Annotated in this window: 31 protein-coding genes; 29 read left to right on the forward strand and 2 right to left on the reverse strand. The window is 39.6% G+C overall.

The window, feature by feature from the left end; all coding sequences use genetic code 11:
* The 6 genes from G396_RS11605 to G396_RS11010 all read left to right on the forward strand — a co-directional run.
* Window positions 1-314 (forward strand): hypothetical protein (locus G396_RS11605; protein WP_028125587.1); only part of this gene is annotated, 314 nt, incomplete at its 5' end.
* Between the two features lie 29 nt (window positions 315-343).
* Window positions 344-571, forward strand: a complete 228-nt coding sequence (gene nrdH / locus G396_RS0107520) for a glutaredoxin-like protein NrdH (RefSeq protein WP_028125588.1) — start codon at window positions 344-346, stop codon at window positions 569-571.
* On the forward strand, window positions 568-924 hold the full coding sequence (locus G396_RS0107525) for a helix-turn-helix domain-containing protein (protein WP_028125589.1): 357 nt from the start codon (window positions 568-570) through the stop codon (window positions 922-924). The genes nrdH and G396_RS0107525 overlap by 4 nt, the downstream gene beginning before the upstream one ends.
* A 22-nt stretch (window positions 925-946) precedes the next feature.
* Window positions 947-1,228: a nucleotide modification associated domain-containing protein gene (locus G396_RS0107530; protein ID WP_028125590.1), complete on the forward strand. Its 282-nt coding sequence runs from the start codon at window positions 947-949 to the stop codon at window positions 1,226-1,228.
* Between the two features lie 114 nt (window positions 1,229-1,342).
* The gene (locus G396_RS11970) at window positions 1,343-1,477 is read left to right on the forward strand and encodes a hypothetical protein (protein WP_282705435.1); all 135 of its coding nucleotides are present in this window, start codon (window positions 1,343-1,345) and stop codon (window positions 1,475-1,477) included.
* 11 nt (window positions 1,478-1,488) lie between these two features.
* Window positions 1,489-1,905 carry a DUF1492 domain-containing protein gene (locus tag G396_RS11010; protein WP_051221210.1) on the forward strand — a complete coding sequence of 139 codons (417 nt, stop codon included), beginning with the start codon at window positions 1,489-1,491 and terminating at the stop codon, window positions 1,903-1,905.
* Window positions 1,906-2,065: 160 nt separating this feature from the next.
* Here the strand turns inward: G396_RS11010 and G396_RS0107550 are convergent, their stop codons facing one another.
* Window positions 2,066-2,452 (reverse strand): type II toxin-antitoxin system HicB family antitoxin, encoded by a 387-nt coding sequence (locus G396_RS0107550; protein WP_028125591.1) that lies wholly within the window; start codon window positions 2,450-2,452, stop codon window positions 2,066-2,068.
* Between the two features lie 53 nt (window positions 2,453-2,505).
* Window positions 2,506-2,688, reverse strand: a complete 183-nt coding sequence (locus G396_RS0107555) for a type II toxin-antitoxin system HicA family toxin (RefSeq protein WP_028125592.1) — start codon at window positions 2,686-2,688, stop codon at window positions 2,506-2,508.
* Window positions 2,689-2,866: 178 nt separating this feature from the next.
* Between G396_RS0107555 and G396_RS11495 the strand changes: the two genes are divergently transcribed.
* The 23 genes from G396_RS11495 to G396_RS11610 all read left to right on the forward strand — a co-directional run bounded on the left by G396_RS11495 (window position 2,867) and on the right by G396_RS11610 (window position 23,621).
* Window positions 2,867-3,010 carry a hypothetical protein gene (locus G396_RS11495; protein WP_155857435.1) on the forward strand — a complete coding sequence of 48 codons (144 nt, stop codon included), beginning with the start codon at window positions 2,867-2,869 and terminating at the stop codon, window positions 3,008-3,010.
* Window positions 2,991-3,305 carry an HNH endonuclease gene (locus G396_RS10500; protein ID WP_034907834.1) on the forward strand — a complete coding sequence of 105 codons (315 nt, stop codon included), beginning with the start codon at window positions 2,991-2,993 and terminating at the stop codon, window positions 3,303-3,305. Before G396_RS11495 ends, G396_RS10500 begins: the two co-directional genes overlap by 20 nt.
* Before the next feature lie 139 nt (window positions 3,306-3,444).
* Window positions 3,445-3,798 carry a P27 family phage terminase small subunit gene (locus tag G396_RS0107570; RefSeq protein WP_028125593.1) on the forward strand — a complete coding sequence of 118 codons (354 nt, stop codon included), beginning with the start codon at window positions 3,445-3,447 and terminating at the stop codon, window positions 3,796-3,798.
* A 13-nt stretch (window positions 3,799-3,811) separates the two neighbouring features.
* Window positions 3,812-5,527 (forward strand): terminase large subunit, encoded by a 1,716-nt coding sequence (locus G396_RS0107575; protein WP_248623921.1) that lies wholly within the window; start codon window positions 3,812-3,814, stop codon window positions 5,525-5,527.
* A gap of 15 nt (window positions 5,528-5,542) precedes the next feature.
* A complete protein-coding gene (locus G396_RS0107580; RefSeq protein ID WP_028125595.1) occupies window positions 5,543-6,736 on the forward strand; it encodes a phage portal protein in 1,194 nt (397 codons plus the stop codon).
* Complete coding sequence (locus tag G396_RS0107585) at window positions 6,737-7,300, forward strand: HK97 family phage prohead protease (protein ID WP_028125596.1); 564 nt, start codon at window positions 6,737-6,739, stop codon at window positions 7,298-7,300.
* Window positions 7,293-8,501, forward strand: a complete 1,209-nt coding sequence (locus tag G396_RS0107590) for a phage major capsid protein (RefSeq protein ID WP_028125597.1) — start codon at window positions 7,293-7,295, stop codon at window positions 8,499-8,501. Before G396_RS0107585 ends, G396_RS0107590 begins: the two co-directional genes overlap by 8 nt.
* A gap of 20 nt (window positions 8,502-8,521) precedes the next feature.
* A complete protein-coding gene (locus G396_RS0107595; RefSeq protein ID WP_028125598.1) occupies window positions 8,522-8,710 on the forward strand; it encodes a hypothetical protein in 189 nt (62 codons plus the stop codon).
* Window position 8,711: 1 nt separating this feature from the next.
* Entirely contained in the window at window positions 8,712-8,990 is a 279-nt protein-coding gene (locus G396_RS0107600) for a hypothetical protein (RefSeq protein WP_028125599.1), read from the forward strand.
* Window positions 8,977-9,288: a phage head closure protein gene (locus G396_RS0107605; protein WP_034907837.1), complete on the forward strand. Its 312-nt coding sequence runs from the start codon at window positions 8,977-8,979 to the stop codon at window positions 9,286-9,288. Before G396_RS0107600 ends, G396_RS0107605 begins: the two co-directional genes overlap by 14 nt.
* On the forward strand, window positions 9,278-9,649 hold the full coding sequence (locus G396_RS0107610) for an HK97 gp10 family phage protein (protein WP_034907838.1): 372 nt from the start codon (window positions 9,278-9,280) through the stop codon (window positions 9,647-9,649). Before G396_RS0107605 ends, G396_RS0107610 begins: the two co-directional genes overlap by 11 nt.
* Window positions 9,646-9,990 carry a hypothetical protein gene (locus G396_RS10505; RefSeq protein ID WP_051221215.1) on the forward strand — a complete coding sequence of 115 codons (345 nt, stop codon included), beginning with the start codon at window positions 9,646-9,648 and terminating at the stop codon, window positions 9,988-9,990. Before G396_RS0107610 ends, G396_RS10505 begins: the two co-directional genes overlap by 4 nt.
* Window positions 9,968-10,546 carry a major tail protein gene (locus G396_RS0107620; RefSeq protein ID WP_028125602.1) on the forward strand — a complete coding sequence of 193 codons (579 nt, stop codon included), beginning with the start codon at window positions 9,968-9,970 and terminating at the stop codon, window positions 10,544-10,546. The genes G396_RS10505 and G396_RS0107620 overlap by 23 nt, the downstream gene beginning before the upstream one ends.
* 2 nt (window positions 10,547-10,548) lie before the next feature.
* A complete protein-coding gene (locus G396_RS0107625; protein ID WP_028125603.1) occupies window positions 10,549-10,935 on the forward strand; it encodes a hypothetical protein in 387 nt (128 codons plus the stop codon).
* Window positions 10,935-11,096, forward strand: coding sequence for a hypothetical protein (locus G396_RS11500; RefSeq protein ID WP_155857436.1), 162 nt, complete (start codon window positions 10,935-10,937; stop codon window positions 11,094-11,096). The genes G396_RS0107625 and G396_RS11500 overlap by 1 nt, the downstream gene beginning before the upstream one ends.
* Before the next feature lie 18 nt (window positions 11,097-11,114).
* Window positions 11,115-13,214 carry a phage tail tape measure protein gene (locus G396_RS10510; RefSeq protein ID WP_051221217.1) on the forward strand — a complete coding sequence of 700 codons (2,100 nt, stop codon included), beginning with the start codon at window positions 11,115-11,117 and terminating at the stop codon, window positions 13,212-13,214.
* The gene (locus G396_RS0107640; RefSeq protein WP_028125604.1) at window positions 13,215-14,939 is read left to right on the forward strand and encodes a distal tail protein Dit; all 1,725 of its coding nucleotides are present in this window, start codon (window positions 13,215-13,217) and stop codon (window positions 14,937-14,939) included.
* A gap of 2 nt (window positions 14,940-14,941) precedes the next feature.
* Entirely contained in the window at window positions 14,942-17,230 is a 2,289-nt protein-coding gene (locus G396_RS11015; RefSeq protein WP_051221219.1) for a phage tail spike protein, read from the forward strand.
* Between the two features lies 1 nt (window position 17,231).
* Entirely contained in the window at window positions 17,232-20,132 is a 2,901-nt protein-coding gene (locus G396_RS11020; RefSeq protein ID WP_051221221.1) for a glucosaminidase domain-containing protein, read from the forward strand.
* 10 nt (window positions 20,133-20,142) lie between these two features.
* Complete coding sequence (locus tag G396_RS0107660; RefSeq protein ID WP_028125605.1) at window positions 20,143-21,933, forward strand: hypothetical protein; 1,791 nt, start codon at window positions 20,143-20,145, stop codon at window positions 21,931-21,933.
* Window positions 21,934-21,952: 19 nt separating this feature from the next.
* Entirely contained in the window at window positions 21,953-22,552 is a 600-nt protein-coding gene (locus G396_RS11025; protein ID WP_051221223.1) for an RES family NAD+ phosphorylase, read from the forward strand.
* 17 nt (window positions 22,553-22,569) lie between these two features.
* A complete protein-coding gene (locus G396_RS0107670; protein WP_034907841.1) occupies window positions 22,570-23,343 on the forward strand; it encodes a hypothetical protein in 774 nt (257 codons plus the stop codon).
* A complete protein-coding gene (locus tag G396_RS11610) occupies window positions 23,343-23,621 on the forward strand; it encodes a collagen-like protein (protein ID WP_028125607.1) in 279 nt (92 codons plus the stop codon). Before G396_RS0107670 ends, G396_RS11610 begins: the two co-directional genes overlap by 1 nt.
* Window positions 23,622-23,661 lie beyond the last annotated feature (40 nt).

Below are 23,661 nucleotides of genomic sequence, written 5' to 3' on the forward strand. Positions count from 1 at the left end.
CGTGGAGTGGAGATGTTTGCGACAAAAAAGCGTTAAAAAATAACGCTATTTTCAAAACAAAAGAAGAAGCCAAATTTGAGGCAGAGCGTTTAAAAGTGTTACGAGAGTTGGAGAAAATGGGTAGACCGTTTGTAGAGGGTGGAGATAATTGGGGGTTTTTCCTTAATGAAAAGGATGATTTAGCGGTTAACTGCTTGTTAAATTGCAGGTGTGTCTATGGCGACTATTACTTTGACACAGCTGAAGAAGTTGAAAAAGCCATCAATAAAATTGGTAGAAATAGAATTAAAAAGTACCTATTCAGGGTGGAATAAATAAATAATCGAAAGGAGAGGATTATTTTATGATAACAGTATATTCAAAACCAAATTGCATGCAATGCAACTTTACTAAGAAATATCTAGAAGATAAGGGGATAGAGTTTGAAGAAATAAATATCAAGGACCATCCAGAAGTGATTGAAGAATTGAAGTTGTATGGATTCGGGTCCATGCCAGTGGTGGCAGTCGATACCTTGGATGATGCCTGGAGTGGATTTAGACCCGACAGATTGGCTGAATTAGAAGAATGATTGATTCACGGTTTAAAGTTGGGAATAAATATAAAGTCAAGGGGTCACGTCAACCTTTGATTTATATTTACTCCAAAGATGAGAAGACAGGAGTTTTCTTTAATAATAAATTGGGCGAAAACCTAGATGTGGATGTTGAGACCATGGCTATGCACCGTAATCATAATCACCAAGGTGGAAGATTACTTCACAATTTAGTTGAGGATGAAATGAAATTCAATGGATTATTTATTTACCAATTTGCTAAAGAAATCGGGGTGTCGGGTCAAACGCTACACCGATTCCTTAAAGCAAAGTCTAAACCTAGCAAGTTGTTAAGAAGGGCTTTAGCTAACTATTGGAACGTTTCATAAGAAACGATTGAGGAGTATTACTATGAGCGGATTAACTAGACATCGGGAGATATTGGACAAGATGCACCAAACCTATATCACAAAGAAGGGTGACTATGGGAACTCATTTAGTCAGACGTATCAAAAATTCGGTCAAATTGCTGCCTTAGTGAGGTTGTGGGATAAAATGAATAGATTATCCAACTTATATGATAAAGACCCACAGGTGGCAAATGAGAGTGTTCTGGATACACTCTATGATTTGGCAAACTATGCCGTCTTAACGATTATGGAAATGGAAGGTGATTATGATAAAGTTGATTAAACAATTATTCTGTAAACATCGCTTTACAGAAAGCAAAATCATCAACAAATTGGATAAAAATTATTATATAATTAAGTGTAGTAAATGCGGGAAAGAATTGAGGGGACGAGTCTGATGCTAACAATCGAAAAACATGGTGACCAATGGATTATCAAGCAAACGACACACCACACTACGCATCAACTGCAACCAGTAAGTCGAGAAGAGATTATTAAATTGATTTATGAATTTGAAGAACAGTCTGAATAAGGAGTGTGTGGATGGAAGTCAAGGAATATCTACAACAATTATTTTGGATGGAAGATGAAGTTAAAGACCTCATTAATGAGCGGATTCTACTAAATAGCAATACACTACGAGTATCTAAACTGAAAGATGTGAATGTCCAATCTTCACAGGTTAGAACTGTGGAAGATACGTATCTAAGTCTGATTGACTTCTCCATTAAGATTCAGCAAAAGAGTGACGAACTCTTAAACTTAAAGATTCAAATATCCTCACAGATTGATGAGATGCACACACCAGAGTACAGACGAGTGTTACGGTACAGATACTTGATGGGATTCTCGTGGAAGAAAGTAGCTGAAATGATGGGGTATGATGAACGACATATCTATCGCATTCATGGGAATGCTTTACAAGAATTTAAAAGTTTAGGTGTCATTCCATGTCAGTAGATAATATGGTATTATGGTATTGTCCTAAAAAGGTATTAAAATATTGAGTACGATTCATAACAACATTGCCTAATTAAATATTAAATACCTGGACACTCTTCCTCCCTTAGCACCCTTAACCGGGTGCTTTTATTATGCAAAAAAAGAAGCCTAGTGAAGACTAGACTCCTAGTTTGTCTTTTAGGGCTTCCGTTAAAGTTTGGGAAAAATTAACGTTATATGAAACAGCTATATCGTTTAAATATTGCGGTATGGTCAACGTTTTCTTAATCAACTTAGATTCATGTTTTTCTCTAGCTAATTTTAAATCTGCTTGGATAGGAACGATTAGATCGCCTTTTTCTGTTTGAATAGATTCTGGTTCAGAAGCTGGAGGTATTTCATCACCTTCATTTTCTGCTACTAATAACCAACCTTCAAGTAAATCTTTAGCCATGTATAAAGCATCGTTCATATCGTCTCCGCATGTAAAAGCACCGTCTAAATCGGGAAAACTGACATTATATTGGTGTCCTTCTTTTGAGAAGATTGCGTAGTATAAATACATATTAACAACTCCTTAATCATTGATTGAGATAAGAAATGGTTAGCATCCACGGGTCATTTAAGACCCGCTTGTTTAAGAATGCTATTTAGTGTTCCTTCTGGAATATCCTTCTTAGGATGAGGGACAGTTACTTTTCCTTTCTTTGTGGGATGTTTGAAGTGGTTATGACTTCCAGTTGTACCCACTTTATACCATCCATCTTTCTTAAGCAATTTTATTACTTTTCTTGAATCCATTTCTTATCTCCTTTCTGATTACATTATAACACGTATCATTATACGTGTAAAGCTTTTTTAAAATAAAAGGTGGTGATGTTACTTGCTTATTCTTAAATCCAAACAGAAAGGATAAGGTGGTCCATCATGTATCTTGACTAGGGAATAGACCTAACTATTAAAGAGAAAGAGAGAACATATGTTCAAACCAAAAGAGATTGTGGAATTAATCATTGAAGCTTACGAATTGGGTAGAGAAGATTCAGCCTTAGATGTGGAACTGGATACCTGCTATCGCTTTGAAATGGACGAGGAGGCAGAGGATGACGAACCCTTTTTATGAGTCGAAGAAGTGGAAGCGTAAGCGACAAGCGATACTTCGAAGAGATAAGTATCAGTGCCAAGTCAGTAAGCGGTACGGGAAGAATGAAACAGCTAACACCGTTCATCATATCTATCCATTAGAAGACTACCCAGAGCTAGCGTTACAGAACTGGAACCTGGTCAGTGTATCTCATACCAAGCACAACGCAATGCATGACCGTTATACTAATCAGATTATTGGTGAGGGGATCGCATTACAAAATAAATTTAAAAATGATTTTGAAAATTTTTTCAAGCAATCCCCCCCACCTTAAAATTATTTTTTGGGTCATGGGGACACCGAGGTGAGGGGATTCTTTCCCTCTCCAGCGAATTCTGTGAAACTTTTTTGTGAAACATTTACATCTTTGCTACTGTGAAACATTTTGTGAAACATCAGAAAGGGGTGACACTATGGCAAAAGTAGCTACGACCAAAAATACCATCAAAAAGAACACCATTCGGGATATGAAACAGCTTGGCACATACAAAGAAGAGTATGACCAGATTATTGATGTCTATAGCGACATCTGCGAGCAATACTTTAAAGCCGTCAAAGACTTCAAAGACGGTGGCGAGCAATACGAAGTCCCCACTGGGACGGGTAGCATGAAGAAATCAGCCATTGTTTCTACCATGGAACAGTTGAGAAAAGACATCATCACGTACTCTGACAGATTATGTCTTAATCCTAAATCGAACCAAAATACCATTGTGGAAGCACCTAATAAATCATCTCTTGCTGATGTGCTAAGCAAGTTTGGCTGATAACTTTAAGATTGTGGAAGAGTACGCACAATCAGTGGTCAGTGGAGATAAGTTAGCAAATCGAGAGACGATACAATCATGTCAACGTTTCTTGGATGATTTAAAAAATAAAGACTATGATTTTCGTAAGAAAGATGCAGAATTTGTCATACAGGTGATTGAAAAGACCTTCGTTCACGATCGTGGCGAAAAGCTAGATGGGACTCCTCTGCGTGGGAAACCATTCATCTTAGAACCTTGGCAAAAGTTCATCATCTATAACATCCTAGGATTCTTTTTGAAAGGTACGGATGTTAGACGGTACAAGGAAGTCTTCATCTTCCTACCACGGAAGAATGGAAAGACCCGTTTCGTCTCGGCTCTAGCGTGGGGTCTGGGGTTATTGGAACACGAATCTGGGTCAACGATATATATTGTGGGGGCTGCGTTAAAACAAGCCATGCAGTCGTTTGAATTTATCAAATACAATATAGAAGAAATGGGAGAGATTAATAACTTCCGTATTCGTGATAATAACCAGGAACATTCTATACGTGGAGATTTGGGCAGTGGCTCGATGTTCATCCAAGCCTTAGCTGCCAACCCAGATGCTCAAGACTCGCTGAACTGTAATATTGGTATATCGGATGAAATCCATGCCTATAAAACACCAAAGCAATACAACATCATCAAAGAAGCGATGAAAGCTTATACAAACAAATTAATGATAGGAATAACCACAGCCGGGGATAACATGAATTCGTTCTGTTATAACCGGCTTAAATATTGTCAAAAAGTCTTAGATAGAACGGTGACTGATGAACAGTATTTTGTGTTTATTGCTAAGGCAGATGAAAACGAAGATGGATCTGTGGACTTTACGGACCCTACACAACACGAACGGGCAAATCCTAATTATGGGGTGACCATACGTCCAGAAGATATGGAAAATGATTCTTTACAAGCTCAAAACGACCCACAACAACGGAAGGATTTCCTAGCGAAGTCTTTAAATATATATACCAGTGCCATGCGTGCATACTTTAATATCGACGAATTTAGGGCCTCTGACAGCGAGTTTAACTGGTCTATGGAAGATTTAGCGAAGTTGGATATTCAATGGTATGGCGGGGCGGATTTATCGAAATTACACGACTTAACCGCAGCTGCCTTATGTGGTCAATATAAACATAAGGGTAAAGAAATTGATATTTGCATCTCCCATGCTTTCTTCCCGATTGCTAGTGCGTATAAGAAAGCGGATGAAGATAATATTCCATTATTTGGTTGGCAAGACGATGGTGTATTGACCATGTCAAACACACCAACAGTTCTGTATGACGATATTATCAAATGGTTTATTGAGATGCGGAAGAAAGGATTTAATATCAAACAAATTGGGTTTGATAAGAAGTTTGGACGTGAATTCTATAACGGGATGATGAAAGCCAAATTTAGAGTAGTAGACCAACCACAGTACTTCTATAAGAAGTCCGAAGGGTTTAGACGGATTGAAAATAAAGTGAAGAATAAAGAATTCTATTACGTCCATAATCAAGCCTTTGAATACTGTGTTCAGAACGTGCGAGCGATCGAAAAAACCGACGACATGATTCAATATGAAAAAGTTGATGGAAAATCTGGCTCGGCTCGGATTGACTTGTTTGATGCGAGTGTCTTTGCATCTGTTCAAATGTTAGATGATATGACTCGTCAAGTGTCTGTATCTAACTGGCTAAATCGAAAGTAAAGGGGGTGACAATATATGGGAATTTTAGACAAATTATTCAAACGGTCTTCTTGGCACACACCATCACAGACCACACCAGCTATTACAACTTTATCTAAAGCGGGGTATTTCGAAGATGTACCGAACTATACACGCTTATCTGATAATCCAGATGTGCGTATCGCCGTGGATAAGATTGCTGATTTGGTTAGTAATATGACTATTCACTTAATGGAAAACGGAGAAAAAGGCGATGTACGAGTTAAGAATGAACTATCCAGGAAGATTGACATCGAACCATGTACAGGGATGACCCGTAAGACATGGATTTACAAGATTGTCAGCGACTTACTACTGTATGGTGACGGAAATTCACTTGTTCATATATCTGTAGACGAAGAAAGCTTACTCATTAAAGATTTAGTGCCTTTGGATATGGGTCAAATTAGTTGGCATGAAGACAATAAGGGTATCTATGTAGACTATAAGGATAGTAAATATCACATGGACGAACTGATTCACTTTGTGTTAAATCCAGACCCATCCAATCCTTGGTTTGGTCGGTCATATCGCTTTGAATTAAAGGATATTGCTAACAATTTAAATCAAGCGACACGTACTAAGAATGATTTTATGCGTGGGCAATACATGCCGAACCTAATCGTTAAGGTCGATGCCCTAAATGAGGAAGTAGCCAGCCGTGAAGGTCGTGAACGGGTGAAAGAGAAGTATCTGGATAGCGATAAATCCAATGAACCTTGGATTATTCCAGCGGATTTACTGGAAGTCGAGCAGATTCGACCACTATCGTTAAATGACATTGCCTTAAACGATTCTGTGGAGATTGATAAACGAACATTGGCTGGATTACTGCAAGTCCCACCTTATTTCTTGGGTGTAGGCGAATTTAATCGTTTGGAATATAACAATTTTATCGATACCAGAATTATGGGAATCGCTCAAATTATTGCTCAAACACTGACACGGGATATTCTTCTAAAACCCGAGTGGTATTTCAAATTAAATCCACGGAGTTTATATGCTTACAATCTCAATGACTTAGTCACAGCTGGGGTCAGCATGGTGAATGTGAATGCCATGAGAAGAAACGAACTGCGAGACTGGATTGGTTTGAACCCAGACGAAGAAATGGAAGAACTGATTGTGTTGGAAAACTACATTCCACAAGAAAAACTTGGTGACCAAGAAAAAATAAAAGGGGGTGATTAATTGGAAAATAGGAAAGCATTTCATACCGCTGAATTTAGAGTACGAGAAACTGACAATCATAAATTCTTAGATGCGTATTTCATTAAATTTAATGATGAAACTCAATTAGGCGATAATCTGTTTGAAGAAATAGCCCCAGAAAGTATTGATCGTAGCTTAAATGACGGAGATATTCGTTGTTTATTTAATCACGATGACGGTTTTGTCTTGGGCAGAACAGGGAACAACACGTTGACCTTAACTAAAGATGACCAAGGTCTATATGGTAGTGTTCGGATTAATGAAGAAGACTCCCAAGCCATGGCAGTCTATAGTCGTGTCCGTAGAGGAGATATTAATGCTTGTAGTTTCGGGTTTGTTCCCACACAACAAGATTATGAAGAACGTGAAGACGGGGTAAAGGTAACCGTTCGAGATATGGACTTAATCGAAGTGTCCATTGTCACTTTCCCAGCCTATCCAAGTACAGAAGCCCATGCCCGTAAAAAGGACGTGGAAGCGTATCGGAAGCAAAAACTGAATGTTGAAAAGAATAAATTAAAGGAGAGATTAAAGAATGTCTAACCCATTGATTTTAGCAGCAAAAATCAAACATAAGCGGAGCGAAGTCCGCAGTCTTGAAGAAGATATTCAAGAAATTAACGAGAAATCAAAAGAATTTGAAGAAGCTATTGCTGATGCTAAGAATGACGAAGAATTAGCCGTCGTAGAAAAATCAATCGAAGAATATGAGAAAGAATTGAATGCCAAGAAGGAACTCAAAGAAAAAGTTGATGCTGAATTGGCAGATTTAGAAACTGAATTGGAAGAAAGTAACAAAAAACAACCTAAGCAAGAAAAAGAAGGAGCTAAACGCATGGAGAATACTATTCAAGAACAAAGAAATGGAATTGAAGCTTACGTCCGTAACCGTGGTAAAAATGTAGAACAACGGGATAAATTTACAACAGTTGAGGGTGGTGCTTTAATTCCTCAAAATATCCTCCAACCAAAATTGGAAGAACCTTACGAAGAAATTGACTTAGCTAAATACATCAACACTGTTAAAGTTAACCGTCCTACTGGTACTTACCCAATCATCAAACGTGCCGAAGGCACTATGATTTCTGTGAAGGAATTGGAAGAAAACCCAGAATTAAAGGCACCAACCTTTGAAGATGCGGATTTCAAGGTAGAAACTTACCGTGGTGAAATTCCAATCTCTCAAGAAATGATTGATGATGCTGAATACGACGTGGTTGGTTTAATCGCTGATTCCATTCGTATCCAAGAATTGAATACAAAGAATGCTCAAATTGCTAAGGCTATCCAAGGTATGGAAGCGAAGACTGTTCAAGGAGCAGACGGACTCAAGAAGTTAAAGAATGTGGATATTAAACAAGTGTACAATGGCGGTGGACGTTGGATTATATCTTCTTCTCTATTCAATGCCTTAGATACCTTGAAAGATAAAGAAGGACGTTATCTACTCCAACAAGATATTAAAGCGGAATCTGGTAAATCACTATTTGGTAAGCCCGTAGAAATTCTTGACGATGAAGTCATTGGAAAGAAAGAGGGAGACTTAGTTGGTTTCTACGGTAACTTAAAGACAGCCGTTACATTGTTTGATCGTAAGCAAGCCACTGCCCGTTGGATTGAACATCACATCTACGGTCAAATTTTAGCTGGATTCTCTCGTTTCCAAGTCAAAGTAACTGACCCAGATGCTGGATTCTATTTCACTTATACACCAGATGCGGGCGAAACAGTCGCTGGAGTATAATCTTACTAAGGAGTGATTACATGACCTATACAGTCATTCACGCTTTTAGGGACTTGGAGGATATTAATGCCTCCAATCCCGATGGGCGTGTATATATGCCTGGGGATACCTTCCCAGCCACTAAGCGGAGGGTAGCAAAGGCACGGATTGAAGAATTATCCACAGACAAGAATAAGATTGGGAAGCCTTTAATTGAAGCGGTGAAGTAACATGCAACCACTTGAACTATTAAAGTATCGATTGGGAATCACTACTCGTAGACGTGATACCTATCTACAACAAGTCCTAACCAGTTGTGAGTCTGAACTCACTAAGAACTACGGTGTGACTTTAGATATTGAGAATCAAAGTGATCACTTGATGTTTTTAGTAGACTTTGCTCAATGGCGGTATATGAATACATCGGGTGCCATGCCGAGGGATTTGCAATTCAGACTTCATAATCTGCTGATTGAATATCAGCGAGGTGAAAACCATGTGGAACGATGATGTAGAACTGATTGAAATGGACTATGTGGAAGATTCTATCGGTAACCAAGTTGAAGAAGAATATTCAACCATTGTCATGTGCCGTAAGCGAGAAATACCACGGAGTGAATATTATTCAGCCCGTCAAAGTGGGATACGAACGATCAATCTATTTATTGTTCATCCGTATGAATATGATGGACAACCTTATGTTCGATATGAGGGTGAATTAATGAAAGTATTTGAAACCTATCAACTAAATTCAGAAGAATTGGAACTCAAATGTACTTTGGGTATAGGTGATATTGATGAGTATTAATCTAGATAGTGATATTGCTCAAGCTTTATCTGATTACACTACTGATGTTGAAAAAGCATTAGATGAAGCGGCTCGAAAGATTGCTTTATCTGGAGCTAAAGAATTGAAGAAAACGTCACCTAAACGAAAAAGAAACGGTGGAAAGTATGCTCGTAGTTGGGGTGTTCAGAAACAGAAAGATAAACAAATTATCAGAAACAAGAAACACTACCAACTTACGCACCTACTCGAGTTTGGACATGCCACCCGTGATGGCGGTCGCACTCGAGCTTTTCCACATATCGCTTCTGTGGAAGAACGGGTTAAGAAAGATTATGAAGAAGAAGTGAAACGACAGATTAAGAAAGGGGGTTTAGGTTGAAGCTTGATGAGTTTAAACAAGTATTAAAGACATTAGATATTCCAATAGCGTATCGAACGTTTAAACGGGGTCAAGAGATACCGACTCCGTTTTTAATTTACTTTATTGACGAGACAATACCCTTTCTGGCTGATGACCAGAACTACTGTGAATTTTTACAGATTGTCGTTGAATTATATACAGATAAAAAAGACTTGTATCTAGAACAGCAACTAGAGCAAGTCTTTTTTGATGCGCAGATTAATTATGAGAAAGCTGAATTATACATTGATTCAGAAGATATGATGGAAACCATATACTATTTAGGAGGTATATTGAATGGCGGAGAAACGAAAGAATAAAGTCGAATTCGGGCTACGAAATGCTCACTATGCCGTGATGACTGCCAAAGGTCAATACGGGGAAGTTAAACCAATCCCAGGGTCTGTTGAACTATCACTCGAACCTTCTGGGGACTTACTGGAATTTAAGGCAGACGACACCACTTATTACGCAACTCAAAACAACCAAGGGTATGAAGGTACTATGACGTTTGCATTGGTGCCAGATGAATTCAAACAAGATTGCTTGGGTGAAACAATCAATGAAGACGGTGTGGTTGAAGAAAAATCAACAGCACTGTCTAAGAACTTTGCTTTAATGTTCCAATTTGCTGGGGATCAACACAACGTTCGACACGTCTTGTATTCGTGTGTAGCTAATCGTCCAACGGTTGCATCTAGTACTAAGGATTCTGGGGAACCCAATACCACAGAATTGACCTTTAGAGCCTTACCGCGGGAAACAGACGATGTGATTAAACGTAAAACAAATGAAAACACTACGGACGAAGTTTACGAAGCGTGGTTTAAAAAGGTGTATGAACCTAAGACTGCAGACACTGTGACAGGAGTTTAGACATGGAAAAACTCATTGAAATTGACGGTAAACAAATCTACTTAAAGGCACATGCAGGTGTGCCTTTAATGTATAAAAACTATTTTAGTGTGGACTTCTTTGCAGATGCTATGAAATTTGCTAAGTCATTTGATGCGATGATGTCAGAATCTAGCGACTTCTCTCAAATGTCCTATGAAGACTTATCTCATGTGGATATGAACATGTTCTATCGGATGTTGTGGATATTTGCAAAGGCTGGAAAGAAAGATTTACCACCTCTAGAAAATTGGTTAGAACAGTTTGATGCTCTACCTTTGGATGAAATTACACCACCAATTATTCAAATGATTGAAGGGTTGATGAAAGGAAAAAAGCGTCAGACGCAAAAAGCAATGGAACCGAGATAATGACTTTAGATAAGTATCTTGAAATATGTTCTAAATCTGGTCTATCTGTTAAAGATTTGGAGTATTTCACGATAGGGTCATCCATCGATTACATGCTTGAACTACACGAGGGGTCTAGCGAGACACGTAAAGCAAGTCAAGCAGACTTTGATGCATTCTAGACATATGGGGGTGATTAAATGGCTGGAAATATAAAAGGAATTACAATTGAAGTTGATGGTAAATCCACAGGATTGAAAAATGCTCTTAAAGATGTTAACGATGCTGCTCGTGATACAAATAAGGAATTAAGAGACGTTAATAAGGGTCTCAAATTTAACCCAACCAATACAGAGTTACTGGCTCAAAAGCAAGAACTTCTATCCAATCAAGTCCAGAATACGGCTGATAAACTAAAAAGGTTAAAAGATGCTCAACAACAAGTTGAAGCACAATATGCCAATGGAGATATTGGTGAAGAACAGTACCGTGCGTATCAACGCGAGATTGTGGAGACTGAAAGCAAGTTAGAACACTATACTCAACAGTTAAAAGAAGCTGAACAAGCCCAAGGGTCATTCGGTGCGAAGATGCAAGAAACCAGTGGGAAGTTTAAAGAGTTTGGTAGTAAAGTCGGTAGCATGGGTAAGGAGTTAACGACTAAAGTCACTGCTCCGATTGCTGCAGCTGGTACCGCTAGTTTTAAAATGGCGGCAGATTATCAAGATGCTTTAGGTGCTACGGATCAAGTATTTAAAAATTCAGCTGGAACAATGAAAGAATGGGCGAACTCCATGCCTTCTTACTATGGTATCGCTAAAGGTGAAGCCTTAGAATACTCAAACACAATGGGGGCGATGCTAAAGAACATTGGTGGGTTAACCGAAGAACAAGCGGCAAAGCAATCTCAATCTTTAACCCAATTGGCTGGTGACCTATCTGCTATGTTTGGTGGTTCCACTGAATCAGCCGTACAAGCTTTAACGGGTGCTTTAAAAGGTAACTACTCTATGCTGGATAATTATGGTATGGCGGTCAATGAAGCAACCATCAAACAGAAAGCTTTAGAGTTAGGACTTTCAGATGGAACACGAGAACTCACACTTCAAGAAAAACAAGCGACTGCTTTAGCTTTAATTACAGAACAGGCAGCGGATGCTCAAGGTCAAGCGGCGCGTGAGGCAAATGGAGCAAGTGGGTCTTGGAAACAGTTAACCACTGAATTAAAGAATTTAGCCACTGATATTGGGAATATTTTGCTGCCCATCATAACACCCATGATTCGAAAGGTCGCTGAATGGGTAGGTGCGTTCAAAACGTTATCCCCAGAAATGCAGAAAGTGATTGTTACCATTGGTCTTATAGTCGCAGCTATAGGTCCGCTTCTGGTGACTATCGGTGCTATATCCACTGCTATAGGGATGATACTAACTCCCGTGGGATTAGTCGTTGCTGCGGTAGTAGCTGGAGTCGCTGCAATCATAGCGGTCATCATGAACTGGCAATCAATCGTAGAGTGGTTTTCTGGAATATGGAATAGCTTCTGTAGTTTCATCCAACAGATGATAAGTGGTTTGGTTGCACATATTCAAGCTAGTTGGACTGCAGTGGTTTCTGGTGTCCAAAGTTTAGTTGGGACACTCATGGGTGCCTTCTCCAACTTTGGATCATGGGTCGCAACCATATGGACGAATATAGCCAACGGCGCTAGTCAAATGAAAACAGACATTGGTCAACATTTCCAAGGGGTATTGAACAAGGCCCGTTCGGTATTCCAAAATGTTAAAAATGCTATTAGCGATAAGATGAAAGGCGCAGTTAATGCGGTTAAGAATGCGGTGAAAAAATTCAAGAGCATAATGGACTTTAAGTGGTCTTTGCCTAAACTTGACCTCCCTCGCATTACTGTAAAGGGAGGATTTAGCCTTAAACCACTACGGGTCCCTACTTTTGGGATTGAATGGTTTGCCAAAGGTGGGATTATGACGATGCCGACTATCTTCGGTCAAAATGGAGGTCAACTTCTAGGCGGTGGAGAAGCTGGACCCGAAGCTATTCTTCCATTGAACAAGAAGAACTTATCTGTGATTGGTGACCGTATTAACGCGGCTTCATCTGGAAATGACGAAGTGGTTGAATGGCTAGCGACGATTGCTGGGCTTATTCGAACACTATCGGATAGTGAAGGTAGTGTGAATATTGACGGGCAAATGGTCGCTAGCGTATTACTACCACACATTAAATATTTAGACGATTTATCAACTAACAGAAACAAACGTATTAGAGGGGGTGTTGTTTAGTTGGGATATTTGAAAGTAACGTATGACGGATTTGAAATCACTGATTACTGTACGGTATTAGATGCTTTCCCATATATTGCTAAAAAAGGCGAAGGTTTAATTGTTCGATTTAATGCGGTTATCAAACGGGATATACAGTACAACCTAGACCATTTGAATATGATTCTTTTCACCGACGAAGCAAGACCCTTGATTATAAGTGACCAACCAGGACGGTATTTAATGGCTAAGTTTGAAGGACCGATTGAAGTATCGTCTAGAAATTCAAATGCTTTGGTTGAATTGGAATTCACGTCTGATAGCTCTTACTGGTTAAGTACAGAAGGGACTAAGAAGTTTGAATTCGATAGCTTTGGTACTGCCGAAGTGATGAACAACGGAACAGCCCCAGCTATACCTAAATTTACAGTTGATTTCACATCAGAAGCTGGATATTTAGGAATCGTGGGACCAAATGGCTATATGTCTTTGGGGGATAAAGAACAGAAAACCTTTATCGAATTACCCGAACAACAACGGGTGATGAACGAAGAAATGCACCAAGCCGATATGGCTGATTGGATGCCGATTTCTTCTGATTCTCACGGGTCTGGTCTGTGGATTCCAGATTATCAAAAACTGTCTCTAACCACAGGTAAACCATCGTTTGATCAGTGGGGGACACGATTGACTCGTGCTACCAATCCTAAGCCAGGTGCTTATTGGAATTGCTTTGGGTATGTTAAAGATATGGATTCAATTGAAGCAGAAGTACATAATTTAAAGAACTTTAAATTGCAATCAAGGGTAACCTTTGAAGATAGATCTGGTAAAACCAGTAATACAGGAATGTATTTGATTGTCATTATGGACCAAAACAATAAGCCAATTGTGACGACTTCAATCTATAACGTGTTAGGTAACTCCAACGAGGTTACCGTGACCGCTAAGGTCAATGATTTTACAACAGGCTATCGGTCCAAAATCATCAATACCGCTAAATTCCCACAAGGGATTGACGGAGCCATTCAAATGAAGAAGGAAGATGATAATTACCAGTGGGTCTTTGATTCTGGTCGGTCTCAAAGTTCCTATACAACAGGGAGTACAGTCGAACGATTTTCAACAGGCGATACTGTCTACATTAAGAATTCAGCCAGGACGGCTTACGATCACTTAGGGAATCCTTACCCAATTAAATCATTTACACGCGGACGTCCTCACAAAATTAGCACTAAGAAAACCGTTCGAGGTCGTGAGTTAAGACTAATTACGTATCAAGGGGTTTCGGTTTACTGGATGAGTGAAAGTGACTTAACGTCAAATCGTTCTGGTGTTGGTAAGACAGTCAGACAGTATAACAATGACTACCAGAAGGTTAAGATATTCAATCACTATTCACCTAAGTTATCCACTTTGAAACCTTCGAAGGTTTTCATTGCTGGAGGAACTTGGGAAGATACCAAGCCATTCAGTCGGGCTAACTTAACATCAGTGGTGGTTTATAAATTAAACCAAGGAGACAGATTTGCTAAGGTTAAGAATACCTTTGCTAAAGGTGATAAGTTGGTCGTCAATCATGCGACAGGTGAGGTATTACACAACGGTCTAACCTTCCAAGGTTTAATCGATGTGGATTCTAGATTCTTCAATTTAGGATATGGACCGAGTGAGTTAGAAATGACAACTAACTCATGGGCAAGTTTACCGAAAGCAACAGTAGAGTTTAAAGAAAGGTTTAGATAAATATGCACCATATAGAAATATTAGACAATGACTTTAAACGACTGGCTTTTATCGATAATAATCTGGAAGAAGGCATTCATTTTTCAAATGACAAACTATCCACATCTATCGAAGGTGGTATATATACGTTAGAAATGACGATACATAAAGATTCCCCTCAACACAAATATGTGAAAGAGGGGAATTATATTACCTTCATCAACCGTCAAGGGGTCAGAATCTTAGGAACTATCATGAATGTGGACGAAACACGATTGACTAAGAACATCTATATGGAAGATGCTTCTATCAACTTAATTAACAAGGTAGCCCATAAGATGGACGAACCAGAAATACCACAAAAACTGGAATACTACTTGACTGAATCATTAAGTGAAACAGGTTGGAAACTAGGTAAGAATGAGTCCACCAAAGATGTTAAGTTAAACTTCTCCAGTCATTCAAACTTGATGACTCGGTTAAAAGAGATAGCAGAAGCGTTTGAAGTTGAATTCTATTTTGAAACCTTATTCACCACACCTGGAAATCCAGACTTTAGGATTCATTTCGTAAAGAAACGTCTTGAAGGTGAAGAAGGGTTTAGATTATCGAGTGATGATTGTATCGAAGAAATCAAACGGAAGACCAACATTGATAACATTGTTACCAAGCTAATTGTTGAAGGTAAGGAACCAGAAAAACAAACAGGAGTTTCCACACGTCCTAAATCAACGTCAACAATTATGATGTATGGTCAAGGAACAGCTAAGTTATATGACCATAGCAAGTCTAGCGGAGCCACTCGGTTAACAACGACTGGATGGAATTTAGATGAAGTCAATCGGTTTAGAATGGATGCTCAAGACCCACCTTATGTTACGGGAGAATATATAGATAACTTCTTAAAGAATTACTACCCAGATTCCCCATTAATCGGTTATGGACGAAAGATTAAAGATTATGCTGACTACTTTGGTGTGGCAGTCGGTGCCTTTTTGGGGGTCATTGCTAAAGAAACTACCTTTGGTCGGAATCCATGTGGTGGACGATATAACTTCGGATGTATCATGTGGACCAGCGGGTCGCCCTTCGGTAAGAAATATGCTGGAGACCGTAACTGGATTGACCCACAGACGATTGAACAATCTTTGGGTGCGTGGTTTAAACTGGTACGGTTTAATTATATTGATAGTGGACAAGTCACTTATAAGGATTTCTTAAACAAGTATTCACCAAGTTTTGAAAACAACCAAGCTACTTTCAAGAATATTATGTGGGGGACGATAAAATCATTTGGATATAACGTCAACGATACTGGGAAGAAAAACCGCTACGCTCGTAGCTCGGATAACCCAGCCACTTTAAAGGTAGAAAATAAGAAGATAGCTGTTGTAGATATGGATGTTGTTCCAGGTACACGAGCTACTACAGCCAATCCAACTGGGAATGGTAAAACGGTCCACGATACCATGATTGATAAACTGATTAAATGGTTTACGGATCGTGAAGGTAAAGTCAGATATTCAATGAATGCCAGAAGTGGTCCAAGCAGTTACGATTGTTCCAGTGCCGTGTATTCAGCCCTCTTCTACGCTGGATTCAAACCGAACATAAACTACCTAGGGTCCACGGTGAGTCTGTGGAACGATATAGGGTCTTCTAAACTAATGGTGGAAATCAGTCGGTCACAAGCTCGTAGAGGAGATATATTCTTATCTGGTGGTAGAGGAGCGGCTTCGGCTGGAGCAAATGGTCATACTGGGGTGTTTTTAAACAACTCCCAAATTATCCATTGTAACTACCGTGACAATGGTATTACTCGTACTCAAGTTGAGGGACGTGCGGGTAGTCCGATATATTGTTTCAGACTGGTTAATCGTCATGCGCAATTGGTCAATTCAGACGGTCAATCATCAAGTAGCAATCAACCTAGTAATAAGATAGAAACAGCTGTTCAACGATGCTTATCTCGCGTGGGTAAGACACCTTATGTTTGGGGTGGTACCTCTATTAATGGTTGGGACTGCTCGGGTATGGTATATGAGGCTTATCGATATGCTGGGTTTACAATCAATCACAGGTGTACGACTCGAACCATCGCTGCCCAACAATCTCCTTTCTATAGAATATCAGCGGCAGAAGCACGTAGGGGTGACTTAGTCATTCAACATAGTGGCGGACATGTAGCTGTGTTATTAGGCGCTCCAAGTTCGGGAGCTGGTATTGTCCATGCAGCCACACCCGCTTTGGGGACGATTACGCAGAAATCTATTACCAATGTGAACGGATACTACCGAGTGAGAGGAGGCTAACATGTCAAATCAAGATTTTATTAATCAAATTAAAGACGGAGCGATAGCTGGTTGGCAAAAATTTAAAGTATTACCTTCTATCTCCATATCCCAAGCGTGTTTAGAATCTGGTTGGGGAGGGTCTAAGTTAGCTAAAGCACCTAACTATAATTTGTTTGGTATTAAAGCAAGTAGTGACTGGTCTGGACCTACGGTAAATATGCCGACCCAAGAATGGTCTGCTTCTAAAGGTTATTACTGGATTAATGCCGACTTTCGAGTATATTCAAGTTGGAATGATTCTGTAGAGCAACATGGGGCTTTCTTCACTGAAACAGACTGGCGACGGAATAACTACCGTAAAGTTGTCGGTGAAACAAACTACCGAACGGCAGCCCAAGAATTAAAGAATGCGGGATATGCTACCGATAATGCTTATCCTGGTAAGCTTATAAGAATCATTGAACAATACGATTTAACCCAGTACGACCGTATTGCTTTAGAAGGTGGAGCGACTGAAACCATTCCACCCGATACGGAAGTTAAGGTGGAAAACAATTGGGACATCAAGGATATGGAATATGAAGACGATATATTCACATCTCCAAGTGGAGAATCTGTTATCTATAACAAGACCTTAAACGACCAATTTGCTTTCAAACCTAAAAATGGTCCAGTTTTGTGGATTGAAAAGATTCTGACCGTAGATTCAGAAGATAAGAAAGAAATCATGAAACAAGGACTGGCTTACATGCGAGAGCACTCACGTCCAGCGGTACAGTATACGGTGAGTTTAAAAGAACTACCAGACACTGTATCCATTGGTGATGTGGGTGTTTTTATTGACCATGAATTCAACCCACCGTTAGCGATTGAAGCCCGTGTCTTAGAAATTACGACATCTGAAACGGATGAAGGTAATAACACAGTGACGATTGGGAACGTTAAAGAACTGTTTCCACAGTCTAAAGAAGATATTATTGCTATTCAGCAAGAATTGAATAATACCCGTAGACATTTACTAGAGAAATTCTACAAAGGAGAACCGTTTGAGATTCAAATAGAACCGTCTAACGGTTTAATCTTATCTGGGTCAACATCAGACTTTGAAACTGAATTAATTCAAGGAGATACAGAAGATGTCACGGTATCCACAGGGTCTAAAGTAATTGAACTCTACAGTGCATCTAAGACAGATAATGATTTTAGATTTTCTGGTAAATTAAACGATAAGCATATAGTCAATAATAGTCAAGAAATCAAGGTGGCAGATGATTTAAAGGAACCCGAAGAGATACCTACACCCGATTCATTCGATGATAACCCACAGGGTAGTGATGTGCCTAACCCACTAGCTCCCGTGGATTTAAACCAACTGGACATACCAGAATTTAAAGTCGAATTCTTAGACAGTTTAGGAAAAGTCGTATTGACGGAACAGATTCCAATCTATCAAGATGGTCAGTTTAACTATCCACTAGTTGGATTTGAATCGAATATACGGAAGATTAAAATCTATGCGGATAAGAATATGACTTTCGACCGATTGTCTTTTATCGAGAAAGAAGCCGAACGAGCGAAGATTGATTCGACTGAATTACTCGCCAAAGTATATCAAGGAACACGAGAAGTTACCGATAAATTCAGTAATTTCTTGTGGACACGCGTCACGGAAGATGACCGCTTAGACGAAGGATGGAATGATATTCATAAATTCCAGCAATCAAACGCTATGATGGTCTATGCTGACGATTTAGTAGAAGGTGAAGCCACCTTTATCGTTAAATTAATGGACGATGAAATGGAGACCGTTCTAGCAAACTCATCAGCGGTGGTTAAAGTCGCTAGCGAAGGTAAGTCTGCTTACCAATTAGCCGTAGAGGCTGGATTTAAAGGGAGTTTAAATGAGTGGATAAAGTCCCTTCAAGGTAAAGACGGGACAGACGGAACCCCTGGTCCCCCTGGAAAAGACGGTAAATCGACTTATATCCATGTGGCTTGGGCAAACTCGCCTTTAGGAGATGACTTTTCAACCTCACAATCACAAGGCAAAGAATACATGGGGACTTATACAGACAGTAACCCTAAAGATTCAACAGATTACAGTAAATATAAGTGGATGAAAGTCAAAGGTCAAGATGGTAAGAACGGTCAAGATGGTGCAGACGGTAAACAAGGACCTCCTGGACCACCAGGTCAAGATGGTGAGGACGGTCAACAAGGTCCCCCTGGTAACCCTGGACAACCTGGACGTGACGGTCGTGGAGTGACGACGGTAGAAATGCAATACTATCTGTCTACGTCTAAGACATCACCTACAGGTGGGTCTTGGTCTACCACACAGCCCGAATGGCAATCCGGGAAGTATGTATGGACCCGAGTGCATACTACATATACAGATAACAGTCATTCTTACAGTGGGTCTAGCATCTACACTACTGCTCAAGCTTATGCAACTTTAAATGAAGCCTTGGAACTTAAAGCAGATAGGTCTGATTTAACAGATACGATCACTACCATATCTAGTGAGATTGCTAAGATTGAAGCCCTTAGAACCGATGTGGATATTACTAAGGATAACTTCTTGATTCGTCATTCAGACGAAGTATTAAATCGAATTACATCCACAGAAGCTTCGGCTAGTGATTTAGAAAGTCGTGTGGTGAAGGTTGAGGAAACCACAGAGAATGTGGACACTTTCTTCAAATTTGATGATTCATTTACTATTGGTAAATCCAACTCGAAGACGAAGCTACGTTTAACCAATGAAGAAATTCAATTCTTAGACGGTGAGACCAAAGGAACGTATATTACTGGTAATACCATGGTGTCGCAGAACATCACCATTCAAGATCAGTTGACACTACCAAACCACACAATTGAATCTGAAACAGGGTTAACCGTATTTAGATATATAGGATAGGAGGTTATTTATGGCGCAAAGAATAGGCGAACGATATTCGGTCGGTAAAGTACCACTGCGATTGTATTGGTCTTCTGATAGAGCAGCAGCCAAGAATACCAGTCAATCTGGGTATATTCAAGAAACAGGGAATTATCCCATAAAGAATGTTTTGTGGGCAAACTCATCTGGTCGAGTGGTCAATTCTGACCCTGGAACAGGTGGAGTTGCTTTATATGCATTAATGGACAAAACCAATAGTTGGGTCCTCGGTTGGATTCGGGATGACGAAAACATTACTCGTGGGAGATTGACTAAGGTCCCATATTCGGTTGATGTGACCAGTTCAGCCTTTACGGTTGAGTTTACGAAGATGAAAGGAACCACATATTCACTAGAAATTGATGTGGCGGGTAATGTGGTCTACAGTACGCAGTCGTACGCTGGGAATAACTCATATAATTTAGAAAATATCCAATATGACATTAGTTTAAACGAAAATTCACAAAATAAAATCTTATCAGCCATGAAAGATTCCACGGTCATCAACGCTACGATTAGCTTGGTGACCTATTTAAATGGAAACTCTTTAGGGGTTGATAGTAAGTCATTTACATTTAATGCCACTAATGTCAACGGTCCAGAATTTGTATCACCTCCTAAATACTCTTACGTTAACCAATCAAACGGGATTAATTATGCGGGTATCACAGAAGTTTATATTTCAACAAAGCCAGTGGTCCAAGCTTCTCGAGGGGCTAAAGATGTCAGCGTTCGATATAACTCGCAAGGTTTACAAAATATCGGACCGTCTCACTGGAAATTCGTTGAAGCTGGAACGGCAAGTATCACCTATACCTATACAGATTCCCGTGGGTTAACGGCTAAACATACAGATAGATTCCAAGTTAGTGCATCTAAACCAATATCAGTTCTATCTGTTTCTGCCTCTCGTGAAGGTAGAACAGGTATGAAAGTATCTGCTACAGGGGAGTATATGTCCACTGTGGACGGCACACCGAGATATACAATCTTGTACCGCAAGCGTGGAGATTTAAGCTGGTCCACATTGACGAGTGGAACGACTACAGGTAGTAATGGACGTTTTAGGATTGAACATACAGAGTCCACAGGATTTGAACCGTCATCAGCCTATGACATTCAAGTGAAGATTGTTGGTAAAGTATCCAACGCCATCGGGTACTCGGTTCTAGGGACAGAGTCCGTTCCCTTATCCATGGGAAAACATGGGTCTGGTGTGGGTGTGATGTTCGATAACAGCTCGAAGTACATGCTCCAAGTCGGTGACGGCGGTATGCGGTCTACAGGTAATTTATTGATCAATAACAACGGTAAGATGTCCGAACTTGGACCAGGAACATTGAACACCAATGTGGGTAATTTCCAGTTCAATTCCGATGTGATTGCTAATGGATATAAAGTATTAACCGAAGCAGATATTGGGAAATTTAAGAGTGACCCGTTTAATTTTAAGGGCGATTCAGCATCGAATGGATTATCTATAACCATGGGGAATATTCTTATTTGTGTTGGTCAAACAACCTTATCTGGTGGCGGAAATGGTTATTACTATTCTGGTAAATGGAATTTCCCAAAAGCATTTTCTAGCACGACTAACTTATATACCTTTGGGTCAGTAGCCACCACACCTTCACAGAACCTTTACCAAAACTGGAACGGGAACGTATCTATTTACAACCCAACAACCAGTGGTGTGAGTCTTTGGTGGGCTGGGACACACGATAGTAAGACACTATCTGGAACCGTTAAAGTCAATATATTAGCTATTGGGCTAGCTTAATAGAAAGGAGTGACAGTGTTTGAATCAAAATATATTAATTCTAAATGATGTCAATACAGGTAATAATTTGAAACAAGGAGACCAGACCATCCTCAAATATATCTGTGGTGATGGTAGTGGTGATGTCTTGGAACTAGAAGGATTAAAAGCACGGGCAGTGTTGAAGAATCGTAAAAACACCGTGGTGTACTCGGCAGAAACCACAGTGAAGTCGAACAACGAGATTATGTTCATGATTGATAAAGTGCTGCCCGTAGCTAAGTACATTTTGGAAATCATCGTGGACGATAAATACATCTTCCCGAGTGACAACTCATTGTATTTAAACATCACTGCATCATCGTTAGGGTCGTTGGTTGAAGAAATTGAAAGCAATTCATTGGATTTAATTATCGATGATTTAAAAAGTCGTTTGGAAATTTCTGCTAATAATTATGTCCACACGCAACAAGTCGCTAGTGATATTTGGGAGATTAATCACTCACTGAACAAATATCCTTCGGTCACTATCGTAGATACTTCTGGCAATTTAGTCATTGGTAATGTCCACTACATAAGCACTAGCAAGATAGTCGTTAAATTTTCAGCCCCATTCTCTGGTGTCGCTTATTTAAATTAAAAAGGAGAGAATAAATTATGTCACATAAACTATTAACCAATTTAGATTTAAACCATAATCAACTTATCAACGCCCTTGTCGAAAACCTTGCTGTTGCTCCAGAAGCGCCACAAGTGGGTCAGATATACTTCAATACGCAAGATAATAAATTCAAAGTGTACGACGGTCAAAATTGGCAAACGTTAAACGAAGATATTTCTGCCAAAAATATAGTTGATGCAATCAATAAGAGTCAATCATTAATCGATAAAGATAACATCAATGGTCTAACTGAAATGATTGATAATGTGTCAATGTCTGGGACAGATATCTTATCAGCAATCAATGCAGAAGATGCGGTTGGAACTATTGGTCAAGAAAAAGTCGAAGGATTGAGTGAAGCCTTAGCAAGTAAAGAACCTAAAGGTGAAGGGAAACGTCAATCAGACAACGCATTAGACGGGGCTAAGAAATATACTGATGAAAAAATCCAATCCTTAGTCGGTCTAGCGAGTTCAGAAGGGGACACCCTTAAAGAATTGGAAGACCTCATTAAAGCCAATAAATCTGAACTGAAAGAGTTATCAGCAGTCGCTCGTAAGTATAGCGAGGAAATTGGTGACGGGGTAGCGACTGAAATCACAGTCAACCATAACTTAAATTCTAAAGATGTGGTGGTATCTGTTGCGGAAACAAAATCACCTTATTCAGTGGTCCTAACAGATGTGGAAATCACTGATGAAAACACAGTATTGATTCGTACGTCTAAGCCAGCTGAAAGTAAATCATTGAAAGTGACGGTGATTGGATAATGAAAGTATTAGGGAATATCAATGTTGATTTAGATGTTGTCAATAAGGATTATGTGGACGGCAAAGTCAAAAACATCGAATTAACACCTGGACCAAAAGGAGACGAGGGACCAAAAGGTGACCCTGGACCACAAGGCCCTAAAGGAAATAATGGAAGGACAGGACCACAAGGCCCAGAAGGCCCTAAAGGCGCAGATGGTACAAGTGTAACCGTGGAAGTGGTCAATTTTGTACCTAGTAATGCATCGCCTAATGTCATTTATTTAGTGAAGGCGTGATACTATGGCGGTGATTGATTTTAGAAATACCAAGCAAGTT

Source organism: Eremococcus coleocola DSM 15696, from assembly GCF_000428865.1.
Lineage (GTDB): Bacteria > Bacillota > Bacilli > Lactobacillales > Aerococcaceae > Eremococcus > Eremococcus coleocola.